The sequence below is a fragment of the Streptomyces sp. NBC_01317 genome (assembly GCF_035961655.1).
Lineage (GTDB): Bacteria > Actinomycetota > Actinomycetes > Streptomycetales > Streptomycetaceae > Streptomyces.
In genome coordinates, this window is the sequence record NZ_CP108393.1 from 2,257,088 (window position 1) to 2,275,000 (window position 17,913).

Annotated in this window: 6 protein-coding genes, 1 tRNA gene and 2 rRNA genes (1 of these 9 running past the window's edge); 1 reads left to right on the forward strand and 8 read right to left on the reverse strand. The window is 68.2% G+C overall.

Annotated features, from left to right (window positions below; genetic code table 11):
- Positions 1–15: 15 nt before the first annotated feature.
- The 4 genes from OG349_RS09380 to OG349_RS09395 all read right to left on the reverse strand — a co-directional run bounded on the left by OG349_RS09380 (position 16) and on the right by OG349_RS09395 (position 10,645).
- Entirely contained in the window at positions 16–846 is an 831-nt protein-coding gene (locus OG349_RS09380) for a helix-turn-helix domain-containing protein (RefSeq protein ID WP_327234185.1), read from the reverse strand.
- A 267-nt stretch (positions 847–1,113) separates the two neighbouring features.
- On the reverse strand, positions 1,114–4,050 hold the full coding sequence (locus tag OG349_RS09385) for a DNA translocase FtsK (protein WP_327234186.1): 2,937 nt from the start codon (positions 4,048–4,050) through the stop codon (positions 1,114–1,116).
- Between the two features lie 138 nt (positions 4,051–4,188).
- Positions 4,189–4,857 (reverse strand): response regulator, encoded by a 669-nt coding sequence (locus tag OG349_RS09390; RefSeq protein ID WP_161311384.1) that lies wholly within the window; start codon positions 4,855–4,857, stop codon positions 4,189–4,191.
- A 277-nt stretch (positions 4,858–5,134) separates the two neighbouring features.
- Positions 5,135–10,645, reverse strand: a complete 5,511-nt coding sequence (locus OG349_RS09395) for a HAMP domain-containing protein (protein ID WP_327234187.1) — start codon at positions 10,643–10,645, stop codon at positions 5,135–5,137.
- A gap of 269 nt (positions 10,646–10,914) precedes the next feature.
- Here OG349_RS09395 and OG349_RS09400 point away from each other — a divergent pair, with 269 nt between their 5' ends.
- Positions 10,915–13,566, forward strand: a complete 2,652-nt coding sequence (locus OG349_RS09400; protein ID WP_327234188.1) for a SpoIIE family protein phosphatase — start codon at positions 10,915–10,917, stop codon at positions 13,564–13,566.
- A gap of 56 nt (positions 13,567–13,622) precedes the next feature.
- Here OG349_RS09400 and OG349_RS09405 read toward each other — a convergent pair whose 3' ends face one another.
- From OG349_RS09405 to OG349_RS09420, 4 genes are all read right to left on the reverse strand, one after another.
- Positions 13,623–15,029, reverse strand: coding sequence for an FG-GAP and VCBS repeat-containing protein (locus OG349_RS09405; protein ID WP_327234189.1), 1,407 nt, complete (start codon positions 15,027–15,029; stop codon positions 13,623–13,625).
- Positions 15,030–15,221: 192 nt separating this feature from the next.
- Positions 15,222–15,297, reverse strand: a tRNA-Thr gene (locus tag OG349_RS09410).
- A gap of 50 nt (positions 15,298–15,347) precedes the next feature.
- Positions 15,348–15,464 (reverse strand): 5S ribosomal RNA (rrf, locus tag OG349_RS09415).
- 80 nt (positions 15,465–15,544) lie between these two features.
- Positions 15,545–17,913 (reverse strand): 23S ribosomal RNA (locus OG349_RS09420) (it continues 754 nt past the right edge of the window).

Sequence of the window (17,913 nt, forward strand, 5' to 3'; positions counted from 1 at the left end):
GCCGTGCAGGGTGGGTCAGCCGACCTCGGGGTCTCCCTGCGTGTACGAGAGCCGCTCGACCTGCCCGGACTCGAACGCGTCGCTGACCTTCTTGCCGTTGACGAACAGCTCGGTGGCCCCGGCGTTGCCGAGGATCAGGTCGATCTGCTCGTCGTCCTGGAAGGTCTTCGACTCACCCTTGAGGAGGAGCCCGTCGAACAGCAGTTTTCCGTTGTGCGCCTTGGCGGAGATCCAGCTCTTGTCGTCCACGGCGGACAGCTTGACGGTCACCTTGTCGCGCGGCGCCGCCGCGATGGCGCTGTCCGAGGGGACGGGCTTGGGGTCGGCGCTCTTGGTGGCCGTGGGCTTGGCGTTGGTCTTGGCGGGCTTGGGGCCCTCGGCGGCCGTCTTCGTCTTGCCGTTGTTCTCGGTGCCGTTGAACGCGGTGAAACCGACGAACCCGACCACCGCGACGATCGCGGCGACCATGGCGGCGGTCCAGTTCGGGCGGCGCCGTTCCGGCCGGATCCGTTCCGCTTCGAACAGCGGAGCCGCCGGCGTGGGCACCGGGCGCCCGCCGTGGTCGGCGTCGAACCGCTCCATCAGGGGAGCGGGATCGATCCCGACCGCCTGGGCGAGCATGCGGATGTGCCCACGGGCGTAGACGTCGCCGCCGCTGCGGGAGAAGTCGTCCTGCTCGATCGCGTGCACGATGGGGATGCGCACCCGGGTCGAGCCGCTGACCTCGTCGACCGTCAGATCCGCGGCGACGCGCGCCTGCTGGAGGATCTGACCGATCGTGGGCCGGTCGTCGTGAGGGGAGGTACCGTCGGGGTCATTGCCGTCGGGAGAGTTGCCGATGGACACGGGGGCGCCTTTCGAGCGTGTAGCCACCTGCTGGACATTCAGTCTATGGGTGGTACGAAAGGGTGGGGCAACCGGGCGGATGCACTTTGTACGCCATCAGAATGGCCTCGCGGCGTCTGAGTGGCGGAGTGAGGGACATCATGCACTCCCTCACTCCAACTTGACGTGTGGCCAGGGGAAACGGTTGCGTTCCATTTCCCTCCGAAATTCACTGTGAAGCCCCACAGGGGTCCGCGAGGCGTCCTTGGAGGTCGGTACGGTACGGCCCTACACAACGGACTCCCCGCGGATCACGGCGAGCACGCCATCCAGTTCGTCCGCCTTCACCAGGACATCGCGCGCTTTGGAACCCTCGCTGGGGCCGACGATGTTCCGAGACTCCATCAGATCCATGAGCCTGCCCGCCTTGGCAAATCCGACACGCAGTTTTCGCTGGAGCATCGAGGTCGAGCCGAACTGCGTCGACACGACCAGCTCGGCCGCCTGGCACAGCAGGTCGAGATCGTCGCCGATGTCCTCGTCGATGTCCTTCTTCTTCGCCGCGCCGACCACGACGTCCTCGCGGAAGACCGGTGCCATCTGATCCTTGCAGTGCTGGACGATCGCCGCGACCTCGTCCTCGGTCACGAAGGCGCCCTGCATACGGGTGGGCTTGTTGGCGCCCATCGGCAGGTAGAGCCCGTCCCCCTTGCCGATCAGCTTCTCGGCGCCCGGCTGGTCGAGGATGACCCGGCTGTCGGCCAGCGAGGAGGTCGAGAAGGCCAGCCGCGAGGGCACGTTCGCCTTGATCAGACCGGTCACGACGTCCACCGAGGGCCGCTGGGTGGCGAGCACCAGATGAATGCCGGCGGCGCGGGCCAGCTGGGTGATGCGGACGATGGAGTCCTCCACGTCTCGCGGCGCGACCATCATCAGGTCGGCCAGCTCGTCCACGATGACCAGGAGGTACGGGTACGGCGACAGCTCGCGCTCGCTGCCCTCGGGCAGTTTGATCTTGCCCGCCCGGACCGCCGCGTTGAAGTCGTCGATGTGCCGGTAGCCGTACGCGGCGAGGTCGTCGTACCGCAGGTCCATTTCCCGTACGACCCACTGGAGCGCCTCGGCGGCCCGCTTGGGGTTGGTGATGATGGGCGTGATCAGGTGCGGGATGCCCTCGTACGCGGTCAGCTCGACGCGCTTGGGGTCGACCAGGACCATCCGGACGTCCTCGGGGGTCGCCCGGACCATGACCGACGTGATCAGGCCGTTGATGCAGGAGGACTTTCCGGAGCCGGTGGCACCGGCGACGAGCAGGTGGGGCATCTTGGTGAGGTTCGACATCACGTAGCCGCCCTCGACGTCCTTGCCGAGCGCCACGAGCATCGGGTGGTCGTCCTCCGCGGCGTCCGCGAGGCGCAGCACGTCGCCCAGGTTGACCATCTCGCGGTCGGAGTTCGGGATCTCGATGCCGACCGCCGACTTGCCGGGAATCGGGGAGATGATCCGCACGTCGGGGCTGGCGACGGCGTAGGCGATGTTCTTGGCGAGTGCCGTGATGCGCTCGACCTTCACGGCGGGGCCGAGCTGGACCTCGTAACGGGTGACGGTCGGGCCCCGGGTGAAGCCGGTGACGGTCGCGTCGACCTTGAACTCCATGAAGACGTTGGTGAGGGAGTGGACCACGGCGTCGTTGGCGGCGCTGCGGGTCTTGCCGGGGCCGCCGCGCTCCAGCAGGTCGAGCGAGGGCAGCGCGTACGTGATGTCCCCGCGGAGCTGGAGCTGTTCGGCGCGGGGCGGCAGCGGCCGGTCCTCGGCGGGGGCGGGCTTGGTCAGGTCGGCGACGACCGGGAGCGGCCGCCGGCCGGCACGCGCCGTCGGTACGGGCACGGAGCGCTCGGCGGGGGCCTCCCCCTCGGCGGGGTCCGGGGACCCGTCCCGGGGCCCGTCCTGAGCGTCCTGGCCCTCCTCGTCGCGCGCGTCCTGCCCGTCGCGTACGTCCTGACCTTCGCGTACGTCGTCGGCGCCCCGCTCGTCCTCCCCTGACCGCTGCCCGCGCCGGCGTGCGCCGGTCACCGAGACGCCCTGGGTGAGGTCCGCGACGAGCGGTGAGGGCGGCATCCCGTTGAGGACGGCCCCGTCCAGCGCCGCCGCCGCGGCGGCGGCCACGTCGACGGCGTCCATGGGCCGCCCCAGCCCGTTCTCCCCCGCGCCCCGGCGTCGCCGGCGGCGGGAGAGCGCCTCGGCCTCGGCCCGGTGCGGGTCGTGCGCGACCGGCGCGCTCCGGCGCGCGCCCGCCCCGCGTGCCCCGGGCGGCAGCGCCTCGCGCCACTGGTCCTCGTACCGCTCGTCGTCCTCGTACTCCCCGTCGCCGAGGTCCTCCACCACCGCCGGGGGCGGCGGGTCGACGATCCCCAGCCGGGCCCCGAGCAGCCGCAGCCGCTGCGGGATGGCGTTCACGGGGGTGGCGGTGACGACCAGCAGGCCGAAAACGGTGAGCAGCAGGAGCAGCGGTACGGCGAGGACCTCGCCCATGGTGAAGATCAGCGGCTTGGAGGCGGCCCAGCCGATGAGCCCGCCCGCGTCCTGCATCGCCTCGGTGCCCTCGCCGCGGCCCGGCGCGCCACACGCGATGTGGACCAGACCGAGCACCCCGAGGACGAGGGCGGACAGCCCGATGACGATCCGACCGTTGGCCTCGGGCCGCTCCGGGTACAGGATCAGCCGCACGGCGACGGCGCCCAGCAGTATCGGTACGAGCAGGTCCAGGCGGCCGAAGGCGCCGGTGACGAGCATCTCGACCAGGTCGCCGACCGGACCTTGCAGGTTCGACCACGTACCGGCCGCGATGACGAGGGAGATACCGAGGAGCAGCAGCGCCACCCCGTCCTTGCGATGGGCCGGGTCGAGCCCCTTCGCGCCGCGCCCTATGCCGCGGAAGACCGCCCCGACCCCGTGGGCCGCGCCGAGCCAGAGGGTCCGTACGAGCCAGAACACGCCCCCTGTGGGGGACGGCGCGGGTTTGGGAACGGGCCGGGCGGCCGCCTTCTTCGCGGCAGCCTTCTTCGCCGGCGCCTTCTTGGAGGGCGGGGGGTTCTTCGCGGCGGGCTTCTTCGCCGCCGTCTTCTTCGCGGGCGCCGCCTTCGCGGCGCCGGTCGTACGGCCGGCGCGCGGCTTCGCGGTGCCCGCCGTGTCCTGGGAGCCCTTGCCGGACGTACGTGAGGCCATGGTGGTGAGGTTACCGGTGTGGACGCCCGCGGACACGTGTGCCCACCGCTTCACCCGATCGTGTCGGCCGGGCCGCGGGGCCGGGCCCGTACGGCATCTGACACGCCCTCAGCCGCCGTACGAGCCGGACGGCGCAGGTCAGTTCTGTGAGGGGAGCGCGGCGGGACCGCTTCCGGCGCCGGGCTCCAGCGCGTCCAGCGCCCGCCGCAGGCCGGTGAGTTTGCGCTCCAGGTGCGCCGCGGTCGCCACGGCGGACGCGTCGGCGGAGTCGTCGTCCAGCTGTTTGGAGAGGGCTTCCGCCTGTTCCTCGACGGCGGCGAGCCGCGCGGACAGTTCGGCCAGCACCCCGCCGGGCTCCCTGACCTCGCCCGCCCCGGCGAGCTGCCGTCTGAGCAGCTCGGCCTGCTCCTTCAACTGGCAGTTCTTCATGTACAGCTCGACGAACACGGACACCTTGGCGCGCAGCACCCAGGGGTCGAACGGCTTCGAGATGTAGTCCACCGCGCCCGCCGCGTATCCCCGGAAGGTGTGGTGCGGGCCGTGGTTGATCGCCGTGAGGAAGATGATCGGGATGTCCCTGGTCCGCTCCCGGCGCTTGATGTGCGCGGCGGTCTCGAATCCGTCCATCCCCGGCATCTGGACGTCCAGCAGAATGACCGCGAAGTCGTCCGTCAGAAGCGCCTTGAGCGCTTCCTCCCCTGACGATGCCCGCACCAGCGTCTGATCGAGCGCCGAGAGAATGGCCTCCAGCGCCAGCAGATTCTCCGGCCGGTCATCGACCAGGAGGATCTTGGCCTTCTGCACCATGGCCGCCCGCCCTCCTCGCCCCGGCATGGGGCGTCCCCTGCTCGTGGAGCTCGGAACAGCACCGGGCGCCGTCCCAGGGGACGTCTCCGCTACGCCGTCCGTCCTTGTGCCGGTCATGGTAGCCGCACCCCGCCCGTCGCCACACCCTGTCACCGTGATGTCACTGTGCACGAATCTGAAACGTCACGGAAGACCAGAAGGTTCCCCGCATAGTGCGCCCTCACACGCCGCCAGGCACAGTCGCGCAGGACATCCTGGCGAATCGTGCACACATTGATCACTTGTTGTGCATCCACTGATCCATCACCGACAGCAGATGATCCGGGTCGACCGGCTTCGTCACATAGTCGGAAGCGCCCGATTCGATGGCCTTCTCCCGGTCGCCCTTCATGGCCTTGGCCGTGAGCGCGATGATCGGCAGACCCGCGAACTGGGGCATCCTGCGGATCGCCGTCGTCGTCGCGTACCCGTCCATCTCCGGCATCATGATGTCCATCAGCACGACCGTCACGTCGTCGTGCTGCTCCAGGACTTCGATGCCCTCCCGGCCGTTCTCCGCGTACAGCACCGTCAGCCCGTGCTGCTCCAACACACTGGTCAGCGCGAAGACGTTACGGATGTCGTCGTCCACGATCAGCACCTTCTCGTGCGTGAAGGCGAACGTGCGGCGCGGCGGCGCCGCCTCCTGCCGGCCCGTGCCGGCGGCTCCCGAGGCCCAGGTCTCCGCCCGGCCGATCGGGACCCCCGAAGGCGCCGGGTAGCTCTGTCCGGTCGCCCGGCCCTGCGCCTCCTCCTCCGCGTTCTTGCGGCGGCGGCGGAACAGCGCGGCGGGCCCCGACATGTCCGGGGACAGCGGGCCGCTGTCGGGGCGCACCATCCCGACCGTCTCCGCCGCGGCGGACGCGATCGAGACCGGCGTCGACTGCGGGTCCATGCCCGCCGGGGTCAGCTGCGGATAGCCCTGCGGGGGCAGTTCGCTGGGGTGCAGCGGCAGGTACAGCGTGAACGTCGAGCCGCGCCCCGGCTCGCTCGCCGCGTGGATCTCCCCGCCCAGCAGCCGCGCGATCTCCCGGCTGATCGACAGACCGAGGCCCGTACCGCCGTACTTGCGGCTGGTCGTGCCGTCCGCCTGCTTGAACGCCTCGAAGATCACCCGCATCTTGCCCGCCGCGATCCCGATCCCGGTGTCCGTGACGGAGAAAGCGATCAGGTCCCCGTCCGGGTCCCGCAGCGAACCGGCCTCCAGCAGCTGCTCCCTGATGGCGTCCGGCACGTCGGAACCGGCCGGCCGGATCACCAGCTCCACGGCGCCGCTGTCGGTGAACTTCACCGCGTTCGACAGCAGGTTGCGCAGCACCTGCAACAGCCGCTGCTCGTCGGTGTGCAGCGTGGCCGGCAGCTCCGGCGAGACCCGCACCGAGAAGTCGAGCCCCTTCTCCGCGGTCAGCGGACGGAAGGTCGCCTCCACGTAGTCGACCAGCTGGACCAGCGCGATCCGGGTCGGGCTGACGTCCATCTTGCCCGCCTCGACCTTCGACAGGTCGAGGATGTCGTTGATCAGCTGGAGCAGGTCGGAGCCCGCGCCGTGGATCGTCTCCGCGAACTCCACCTGCTTCGGCGACAGGTTCGTCTCCGCGTTGTCCGCGAGCAGCTTGGCGAGGATGAGCAGCGAGTTGAGCGGGGTACGCAGCTCGTGCGACATGTTCGCCAGGAACTCGGACTTGTAGCGCATCGAGACGGCGAGCTGCTCGGCCCGCTCCTCCAGCACCTGCCTGGCCTCTTCGATCTCGGTGTTCTTCACCTCGATGTCGCGGTTCTGCCGGGCCAGCAGCTCGGCCTTCTCCTCCAGCTCCGCGTTGGACTCCTGGAGCGCCTTCTGCCGGTTCTCCAGCTCCGCCGACCGCTCCCGCAGTTGCTCCGTCAGCTCCTGCGACTGCTTGAGGAGCACCTCCGTCTTGGAGTTGACGCTGATCGTGTTGACGCTCGTCGCGATCATCTCGGCGATCTGGTTCAGGAAGTCCCGCTGGATCTGGGTGAACGGCTGGAACGACGCCAGCTCGATCACCCCGAGGACCTTCCCCTCGAAGAGCACCGGCAGCACGATCACATGCGCCGGCGACGCCTCGCCGAGCCCGGACGAGATCTTGAGATAGCCCGGCGGCACGTTGACCTGGATCGTGCGCTTCTCCTCGGCGGCCGTGCCGATGAGCGTCTCGCCCGGCCGGAAGGCCGTGGGCATCGCGCCCGCCGAGTAGCCGTAACTGCCGCGCATGCACAGCTCGTACGAACTGTCCCTGACGGCCTCCGACCCCACCTGGGGCGCTCCGCCGGTCTGCATCGCGAGGAAGAACGCGCCGTGCTGCGCCGAGACGGCGGGGGTCAGCTCGCTCATGATCAGCGAGGCGACGTCGTCCAGGTCGCGGCGGCCCTGCATCAGTCCGGAGATCCGGGCGAGGTTGCCCTTGAGCCAGTCCTGCTCCTCGTTGGCGAGGGTCGTGTCGCGCAGGTTGGCGATCATCGTGTTGATGTTGTCCTGGAGGACCTGGATCTCGCCCGCCGCGTCCACGTCGATCTTGAGGCTGAGGTCACCACGGGTCACCGCCGTGGCCACCCCGGCGATCGCCCGCACCTGACGTGTCAGGTTCCCGGCCATCTCGTTCACCGACTCGGTGAGGTCACGCCACGTGCCGTCGACGTCCCGGACCCGGGCCTGGCCGCCCAACTGCCCGTCCGTACCCACCTCGCGCGCCACCCGCGTCACCTGGTCGGCGAACGACGACAGCTGGTCCACCATCGTGTTGATCGTGTTCTTCAGCTCCAGGATCTCGCCCCGGGCGTCGATGTCGATCTTCTTGGTGAGATCGCCCTTGGCGATGGCGGTGGTGACCGTGGCGATCTGCCGCACCTGGCCGGTCAGGTTGTCGGCCATCGAGTTCACCGACTCGGTCAGGTCCTTCCACGTACCGGAGACACCCGGCACCCTCGCCTGGCCGCCCAGCTCACCCTCCGTACCCACCTCGCGGGCGACGCGGGTCACCTCGTCCGCGAAGGACGACAGAGTCGTCACCATCGTGTTGACGGTGTCGGCCAGCTCCGCGACCTCGCCGCGCGCCTCGACCGTCACCTTCTTCGTCAGGTCACCGTTGGCCACCGCCGAGGAGACCCGCGAGATGTTCCGCACCTGACTGGTCAGGTTGTTGGCCATCGTGTTGACGTTGTCGCTGAGGTCCTTCCAGATCCCGGTGACCCCCCGGACCCGGGCCTGACCGCCGAGGATGCCCTCCGTACCCACCTCACGGGCGACCCGGGTGACCTCGTCCGCGAAGTTCAGCAGCTGGTCGACCATGGTGTTGACGGTCGTGACCAGGTCGAGGATCTCGCCCTTGGCGTCGACGGTGATCTTCTTCGACAGATCGCCCTTGGCGACCGCCGTCGTGACCTCGGCGATGTTGCGCACCTGCGAGGTCAGGTTGTTCGCCATGAAGTTGACGGACTGGGTGAGATCCTTCCACGTACCGGACACTCCCTGGACCTCGGCCTGGCCGCCGAGCATGCCCTCGGTGCCCACCTCGCGGGCCACCCTCGTGACCTGCTCGGCGAAGTTCGACAGCTGGTCCACCATCGTGTTGAGGGTGTTCTTCAGCTCCAGGATCTCGCCGCGCGCGTCCACGTCGATCTTCTGCGACAGGTCGCCGCGCGCCACCGCCGTGGCGACCTGCGCGATGTTACGGACCTGGGCGGTCAGGTTCCCCGCCATCCCGTTCACGGAATCCGTCAGGTCACGCCACACACCGGCGACACCCGGCACCTGCGCCTGACCGCCGAGCCGGCCGTCCGTCCCCACCTCGCGGGCGACCCGCGTGACCTGCTCAGCGAAGGCCGACAGCTGGTCCACCATCGTGTTGATGGTGTTCTTGAGCTCCAGGATCTCGCCCCGGGCGTCCACGTCGATCTTCTGCGACAGGTCGCCCCGCGCGACCGCCGTGGTCACCTGCGCGATCTGGCGCACCTGGTCGGTCAGGTTCCCGGCCATGAAGTTGACGGAGTCCGTCAACTCCTTCCACGTACCGCTGACGCCGTCCACCCGCGCCTGGCCGCCGAGGCGGCCCTCCGTGCCCACGTCCCGCGCCATCCGCGTCACCTGGTCGGCGAACGAGGACAGCTGCGACACCATCGTGTTCACGGTGTTCTTCAGTTCGAGCATCTCGCCGGCCACGTTGACCGTGACCTTCTGCGACAGGTCACCGTTCGCGACCGCCGTCGTCACCTGCGCGATGTCCCGCACCTGGCCGGTGAGGTTACGGAACGCGGTGTTCACCGAGTCCGTCAGGTCCTTCCACGTCCCCGCCGCCCCGGGCACCTCGGCCTGGCCGCCGAGACGGCCCTCGACACCGACCTCCCGCGCGACCCGCGTCACCTCGGAACCGAACGACTGGAGCTGGTCGACCATCGTGTTGACGGTGTTCTTCAGCTCCAGCATCTCGCCCGCGACATCGACCGTGACCTTCTGCGACAGGTCACCGTTGGCCACGGCCGTCGTCACCTGCGCGATGTCCCGCACCTGCGTCGTCAGGTTCCGGAAGACCGTGTTGACCGAGTCCGTCAGGTCCTTCCACGTCCCGGCGGCCCCCGGCACCTGCGCCTGGCCGCCCAGCACACCCGAGGCACCGACCTCGCTCGCCACCCGCGTCACTTCGTCCGCGAACGTACGGAGCGTCTCCGTCATCTGGTTGATCGTCTCGGCGAGCTGCGCCACCTCACCGCGCGCGCTCACCGTCACCTTCTGCGACAGATCACCGTTCGCGACAGCCGTGGTGACCTCGGCGATGCCCCGCACCTGGTTGGTCAGGTTCCCCGCCATCGTGTTCACCGAGTCGGTGAGGTCCTTCCAGACCCCCGCCACCCCCGGCACGGTCGCCTGACCGCCCAGCTCACCCTCGGTGCCGACCTCCCGTGCCACGCGCGTGACCTCGGAGGAGAACGACGACAGCTGGTCCACCATCGTGTTGACGGTGTTCTTGAGCTGGAGCATCTCGCCCGCCACGTGCACCGTGACCTTGCGGGACAGATCCCCCTTGGCCACGGCCGTCGTGACGAGAGCAATGTCACGCACCTGGGCGGTCAACCGGTACGCCATCGTGTTGACGGAATCCGTGAGGTCCTTCCAGGACCCGGACATACCGCGCACCTTGGCCTGGCCGCCGAGCTTGCCCTCCGTACCGACCTCCAGCGCGACCCGCGTCACCTCGTCGGTGAACGCGGACAGCTGGTCGACCAGGTTGTTGACCGTACGGGCCACCTTGAGGAACTCGCCGCGCAGCGGCCGCTCCGCCCCGTCCTCGGACTGCGAGCGCAGCTCCATGCGCTGCTCCAGGTCACCCTCGGCCACCGCCGACAGCACCCGGCCCACCTCGGAGACCGGCCGCGCCAAGTCGTCCACCAGCGCGTTCGACGCGTCGATGGCCGTCGCCCAGGACCCCTCACAGGCCCCGGTCTCCAGGCGCTCCGTGAGTTTTCCCTCACGCCCCACCATGCGCCGCACCCGCGCCAGCTCACCGGTCAGATGCAGATTCCGGTCCGCGACCTCGTTGAAGACGGCGGCGATCTCCGCCATCTCGTCGTCACCGGAGACCGTCAGCCTCTTACGGAAGTTGCCGTCACGCATCGCCACCAGGGCGGCCAGCAGTCTGTTCAGCTCCGCCGAGTCCACCTCGGTGGTCCCGTTGTTCCGGGACCGTCCGCCTTTTGCGCGCGTGTTCACGCCACGCGCCGCCACGCCAGACTCCACCGTGTCCCTCCCGCAGGGTTCGAACGTACTGCCCGGGCTGTCTCCAAGAGCCTGCCCAGTGTTTCACCCCGGCCCAACCAGGCCATAACAGATCGGCAGCTTCGCATAGGGTCCCCGCAACCGGGGGACGGAAACAGTTGCAACCGGCATCCGCTCGGACCGTGAAGGTAAGTAACCTGGCATCCGGCTGTCCAACCGCCCCGGTCCGCCCGGCGGGGGTGGTGTGGCGAAGGTACTACCACCGGGCACCTGGAGGGGCGGGGCCGATCATGGCGGAGCCGGGTATCGACACGCGTACGAGGAGTTCTGTGATCACCGCCCGGGCGGCTGCCACCTTCGAACCGGTCGGGCGGTCCGTCGCGATCGCCCGCGCCTTTGTCCGCGACACCCTCCAGGGCTGGGGATACTCCGACGTCGTGGACGACGCGGTCGTTCTCACCAGCGAACTCGTCACCAACGCCGTGGTCCATGCCGGTACCTCCGCCGATGTCCTCTGCCTCCGTACGGAAGACGGGGTCCGCGTCGAGGTCGCCGACCGCTACCCCGAGCGCGAGGTGCCCATACAGGGCACAGGACACGCGTTCGCCAGCACCGACAGCGAGAACGGCCGGGGACTGCTCCTCTGCGCGGCCCTCGCCTCCCGCTGGGGCGTCGAATACACGCCCACGTACAAACAGGTCTGGTTCCAGCTCGACCTTCCCGAACGCGCGATCGGCACCCGCTCCGCCGGCCCCGTCCTCCCCACCAGCATGCTCCCCGTCGCCGACGAACGCGTGCGGGTCGCCGTCGTCCAGATCGACGCCACAGGCACCGTCGCCGGCTGGAACGAGGACGCAGAACAGCTCTTCGGACACCCCGCCGAGAAGGTCGTCGGCAAACCCCTCACCGACTTCGCGGCCTGGCCGCACACCCCCGGCCTCGGCACCGGCATCGCCGAAGCCCTCCGGCTCTCCCGCTGGGAGGGCAGCTACGGCATGCGCGTCGCCGACGGCCGGGTGATCGCCGTCTACGCCTCCCACCTCAGGGTCCGCGACACCCACGGCGAACCGTCCACGGTCTGCCTCCTCGTACGGGACTACGAGCGCGCGGTCATCCAGACCCCGCCCCGAGCCCCCTCCACGGAGGCGGGCTCCGAGAACCGCGCGGCCGACCCCTTCGAGGTCTTCATCGGCTCCCCCGCCCCCGACGACCTCGACGGGCTCCTCCAGCGCACCGTCGAACGCGCCCGCGACATGCTCGACGGCGACTCCGCCTTCCTCCTGCTCGCCACCGACGACGAGACAGAACTGGAAGTACGCGCCAGCACCGGCCTGCCCTCCGCCCGCCAGCGCTTCGCCCGCGTCCCCGTGGAGGCCGGCACGGGCCGGTACGGCTCCGCCCGCATGCCGGCCGTCCACGAGGACCTCATCGCCGTCCCCGGGGCCGTCCCGCTCCTCGGCGGCACCGGCATGCGCTCCGTCGTCACCGTCCCCCTCAAGGTCGAGGGCCGCCTCACCGGCTCCCTCGGCGTCGCCGCCGAAGCCGCGGGCCGCTACTCGAACGAAGAGGCACTGCGCCTCCAGTTCGCCGCCGACCGCATCGCTCTGGCCGTCGAATCGGCCCGCCTCGGCGAACTCGAACGCCTCCGCCGAGGCTCCCTGTCCTTCCTCGTCGAGGCCTCCGACCTGCTCGCCGGCACCCTGGACCGCGACCAGACCCTCGCCCTCATGGCCCAGATGACCGTCCCCACCCTCGCCACCTGGTGCGCCGTCTACACCATCGCCGACCAGTCCTCCGACCCGTACCTCTCCTACGTCCTGCACGAGGACGAGGAACGCATCGACGGCCTCAAGGCCCTCCTCGCCAAGATCGACCCGCCAGAACCGGTCCCCACCCCCGGCGCCCGCGTCTGGACCGCCCCCGCCGCGGCGGCCCACGAAGCGGCCCTCCGCACCTCGATGCGGGAGCTGGGCGGCGGCTCCGCACCGGTCTCCTCCGGCATCGGCACGACCCTCGCGACCGCGGCCGCCGTCGGCGGCGAGACCGTGGTCCTGCCCCTGGTGGCCCGTAACCGCGTCATCGGCATGCTGACCCTCGGCAAGCCCTCCGACGACCACTTCCGCCAGGAGATCCTCGAACTCGCCGAAGACCTCTCCCGCCGGGCCGCCCTCGCCCTGGACAACGCCCGCCTCTACTCCGAGCGCACCGCGATCAGCCAGGCCCTGCAACGCAGCCTGCTGCCCCCGGGCCTCCCCCAGATCCCCGGCGTCGAGGTCGAGGTCATCTACCGCGCGGCCGGCGAGGGCAACGAGGTGGGCGGCGACTTCTACGACCTGTTCCCCATCCGGGACGGCGCGTACGGCTTCGCCATCGGCGACGTCTGCGGTACGGGCCCCGAGGCCGCGGCCGTCACCGGCCTCGCCCGCCATGCCCTGCGCTTGCTCGCCCGCGAGGGCTTCGCGGGACCCGCCGTACTGGAACGGCTGAACACCGCCATCCTCGACGAGGGCGCCCGCAGCCGCTTCCTCACCCTGCTCTACGGGGAGTTGTGGCCCCAGGAGGACGGCAGCGCGGTCCTCAAGATCGTCTGTGCCGGCCACCCCCTCCCGTTGCGCCTGCGCCCCGACGGCACGGTCGAACCGGCGGCGGAACCACAGCCGTTGCTCGGTGTCATGGAGGATCTGGAGCTGTACGAACAGGTGATCACCCTCGATCCGGGGGACGTCCTGCTCTGCGTCACGGACGGCGTCACCGAACGCCGCGAGGGCACAAGGATGTTGGGCGACGACGGCCTGGCGGACGTCCTGGCCACCTGTACGGGCCTCACGGCGGGCGCGGTCGCGTCGCGCATCCTGCGCGCGGTGGAGCGTTTCGCGGCGGAACCGGCCTCGGACGACATGGCGATCCTGACCCTCCGCATCCCGGAACCGCACCTGGCCTAGGGCGTGTTCGGCCCGGCCGCAGGCACGATGACCCGCGGCCGGACGCGAGGCTACGGTCAGTGGTGGAACGCGGACCCGAAACGCGCGCCGGTGAGGGGTGCGGCGAGCGTCCCGGGACCGAAGGACACGGAACCGGTCGCGGTGAGACCGGAGGCGGTGCCGGGGAAGACCCACACGGACCCGTTGCCGCTGTTCTCCGCGGGCGCACCGACGGCGACGTACGTACCGACGACGGCGGTACGGGTGCCGAACCGGTCACCGTTCTCGGCCGCGCCGGGCACCCCGGCCGTGTCCTGGCTGAACGACTGGGCGCCGGTGCCGGTGACCCCGGCCGCGCTTCCCCGCAGGACGGTGAAGTTGCCCGCGTCGGTCACCGCGCCCAGGTCCTCGCCGGGGACCCCGGCGACCACGTCCGCGTAACCGTCGCCGGTGACATCACCGACGGAGACGTCGGTGCCGAAGCGGTCGCCGCTCTCCCCCGTCCCGGGGACGTCGGCGGTGTCCTGGCCGATGAGGGTGGCGCGCGGCGCGAGCCCACTCGCCGTGCCCCGCACCACACCCACCAGACCGCCTCCCGCTGCCGTCGGGCGGCCGAAGACGACATCCTGCCGGCCGTCGACGTCGACGTCGCCGAGGGCGATGCTGTCCACGGACGCGGTGTCGGGGGAAGCGATGAACTCCCCTGCCACCAGGCCGTTCTCCGTACCCTTGAACAGCCGCAGCCGGGGCGGCGGGGCCGTCCCGCCGCCGTCCGAGTCCCAGGAACCACTGCTGACCACGAGGTCGGTCGTACCGTCGCCGTCCACGTCACCGGCTTCCATCGCGTACACGGGGACGTCCACGTCGACGAGGGGTCCGGTGCGGGCCGCGCCGCCGTCGCGGGTGAAAGGCCCGTACCGCGTCTGATAGGCCGTCGCCAGGTCCAGGTGTCCGTCCCCGTCGAAGTCTCCGGCGCGGGTCTCCGCCCGGCCCTCGCCGATGTTGGCGGCGGTGGCGAGCCCGCCCACGCCTCCCCAGAGGACGGTGTGCAGCCCGACGTCCGGCGTGCTGCCGATGTCCTCGCCGGGGGTGCCGACGATCAGGTCGGTGAACCCGTCGTCGTCCAGGTCGGCAGCCGTGAGGTGGGTGCCGAAGCCGTCGCCGGCCTCCGAGGTGCCGGGGATCGCGTAGCGGTCCTGACTGATGATCTGTCGCTTGACGCCGTCGGGGCCGTCGGCCATGCCGTACACAACGGCGAGGTACCCGGCGCCGGCCTGGCCGTTGACGGTGCCACCCGGGGCGGCGATCGCCACGTCGGGGTATCCGTCACCGTCGAAGTCGGCCCGCGTGGACACCGAGGCGTCGAGGACCCGGGCGCCGGCGGGGTTGTCTTCGGCGTACGACACCGCGGGCGCGGCCCCCGTCACGGCGATGACGACGGCGGCGACAGCGGCGGCGGACAGGTGCGATCTATGGGAGGACAAGGCAAACCCCTTGGGATGGCGAGCGGTTGGCCGCGATTCTCACGCGCTCGGCACCAACAAGACCAGCACCGGGCCTCAAGGGTTGTACGCCGCCCGGACACCTCACGTTCACCTGGACCCACCCGGCCGGCCTCACCACGGGCACAACGCAAAGAAGGCCCCCGCCAGAGGCGGGGGCCGTCTTTTCCAACATGGAGCCCCAATGCGGAATCGAACCGCAGACCTTCTCCTTACCATGGAGACGCTCTACCGACTGAGCTATTGGGGCTTGAAGAATTGCCCCGCACCATGAGGCGCGGGGCAATTCCTGCAAAGATTGTTCGGCGGCGTCCTACTCTCCCACAGGGTCCCCCCTGCAGTACCATCGGCGCTACGAGGCTTAGCTTCCGGGTTCGGAATGTAACCGGGCGTTTCCCTCACGCAATGACCACCGAAACACTATGAAGACATCGAAAAGCTGGATGACAACACGGCTCTTCGTTACTTCAGAACTAACACAGTGGACGCGAGCAACTGAGGACAAGCCCTCGGCCTATTAGTACCAGTCAGCTTCGACCGTTACCGGTCTTCCACATCTGGCCTATCAACCCAGTCGTCTACTGGGAGCCTTAACCCCTCAAGGGGGTGGGAGTTCTCATCTCGAAGCAGGCTTCCCGCTTAGATGCTTTCAGCGGTTATCCCTCCCGAACGTAGCCAACCAGCCATGCCCTTGGCAGAACAACTGGCACACCAGAGGTTCGTCCGTCCCGGTCCTCTCGTACTAGGGACAGCCCTTCTCAAAACTCCTACGCGCACAGCGGATAGGGACCGAACTGTCTCACGACGTTCTAAACCCAGCTCGCGTACCGCTTTAATGGGCGAACAGCCCAACCCTTGGGACCGACTCCAGCCCCAGGATGCGACGAGCCGACATCGAGGTGCCAAACCATCCCGTCGATATGGACTCTTGGGGAAGATCAGCCTGTTATCCCCGGGGTACCTTTTATCCGTTGAGCGACGGCGCTTCCACAAGCCACCGCCGGATCACTAGTCCCGACTTTCGTCCCTGCTCGACCCGTCGGTCTCACAGTCAAGCTCCCTTGTGCACTTACACTCAACACCTGATTACCAACCAGGCTGAGGGAACCTTTGGGCGCCTCCGTTACTCTTTAGGAGGCAACCGCCCCAGTTAAACTACCCATCAGACACTGTCCCTGATCCGGATCACGGACCCAGGTTAGACATCCAGCACGACCAGAGTGGTATTTCAACGACGACTCCACCTGAACTGGCGTCCAAGCTTCACAGTCTCCCACCTATCCTACACAAGCCGAACCGAACACCAATATCAAACTATAGTAAAGGTCCCGGGGTCTTTCCGTCCTGCTGCGCGAAACGAGCATCTTTACTCGTAGTGCAATTTCACCGGGCCTATGGTTGAGACAGTCGAGAAGTCGTTACGCCATTCGTGCAGGTCGGAACTTACCCGACAAGGAATTTCGCTACCTTAGGATGGTTATAGTTACCACCGCCGTTTACTGGCGCTTAAGTTCTCAGCCTCGCCACACCGAAATGTGACTAACCGGTCCCCTTAACGTTCCAGCACCGGGCAGGCGTCAGTCCGTATACATCGCCTTACGGCTTCGCACGGACCTGTGTTTTTAGTAAACAGTCGCTTCTCGCTGGTCTCTGCGGCCACCCCAAGCTCAGGAAGTAAATTCCGTCACCCAAGATGGCCCCCCTTCTCCCGAAGTTACGGGGGCATTTTGCCGAGTTCCTTAACCATAGTTCACCCGAACGCCTCGGTATTCTCTACCAGACCACCTGAGTCGGTTTAGGGTACGGGCCGCCATGAAACTCGCTAGAGGCTTTTCTCGACAGCATAGGATCATCCACTTCACCACAATCGGCTCGGCATCAGGTCTCAGACTCATGTGTGACGGATTTGCCTATCACACGCCCTACACCCTTACCCCGGGACTACCACCGCCCGGGCTGGACTACCTTCCTGCGTCACCCCATCGCTTACCTACTACCACCTTGGTTCGACGGCTCCACCACTCCCCTTTGCCCGAAGGCTCCAGGACGGCTTCACGGCCTTAGCATTAATGGATTCGATACTGGGCGTTTCAAAGCGGGTACCGGAATATCAACCGGTTGTCCATCGACTACGCCTGTCGGCCTCGCCTTAGGTCCCGACTTACCCTGGGCAGATCAGCTTGACCCAGGAACCCTTAGTCAATCGGCGCACACGTTTCTCACGTGTGTATCGCTACTCATGCCTGCATTCTCACTCGTGAACCGTCCACCACTAGCTTCCGCTGCGGCTTCACCCGGCACACGACGCTCCCCTACCCATCCACACACCCGTTGGGGCTATATATGTGAATGACACGACTTCGGCGGTACGCTTGAGCCCCGCTACATTGTCGGCGCGGAATCACTTGACCAGTGAGCTATTACGCACTCTTTAAAGGGTGGCTGCTTCTAAGCCAACCTCCTGGTTGTCTCTGCGACTCCACATCCTTTCCCACTTAGCGTACGCTTAGGGGCCTTAGTCGATGCTCTGGGCTGTTTCCCTCTCGACCATGGAGCTTATCCCCCACAGTCTCACTGCCGCGCTCTCACTTACCGGCATTCGGAGTTTGGCTAAGGTCAGTAACCCGGTAGGGCCCATCGCCTATCCAGTGCTCTACCTCCGGCAAGAAACACACGACGCTGCACCTAAATGCATTTCGGGGAGAACCAGCTATCACGGAGTTTGATTGGCCTTTCACCCCTAACCACAGGTCATCCCCCAGGTTTTCAACCCTGGTGGGTTCGGTCCTCCACGACCTCTTACAGCCGCTTCAACCTGCCCATGGCTAGATCACTCCGCTTCGGGTCTTGAGCGCGCTACTATACC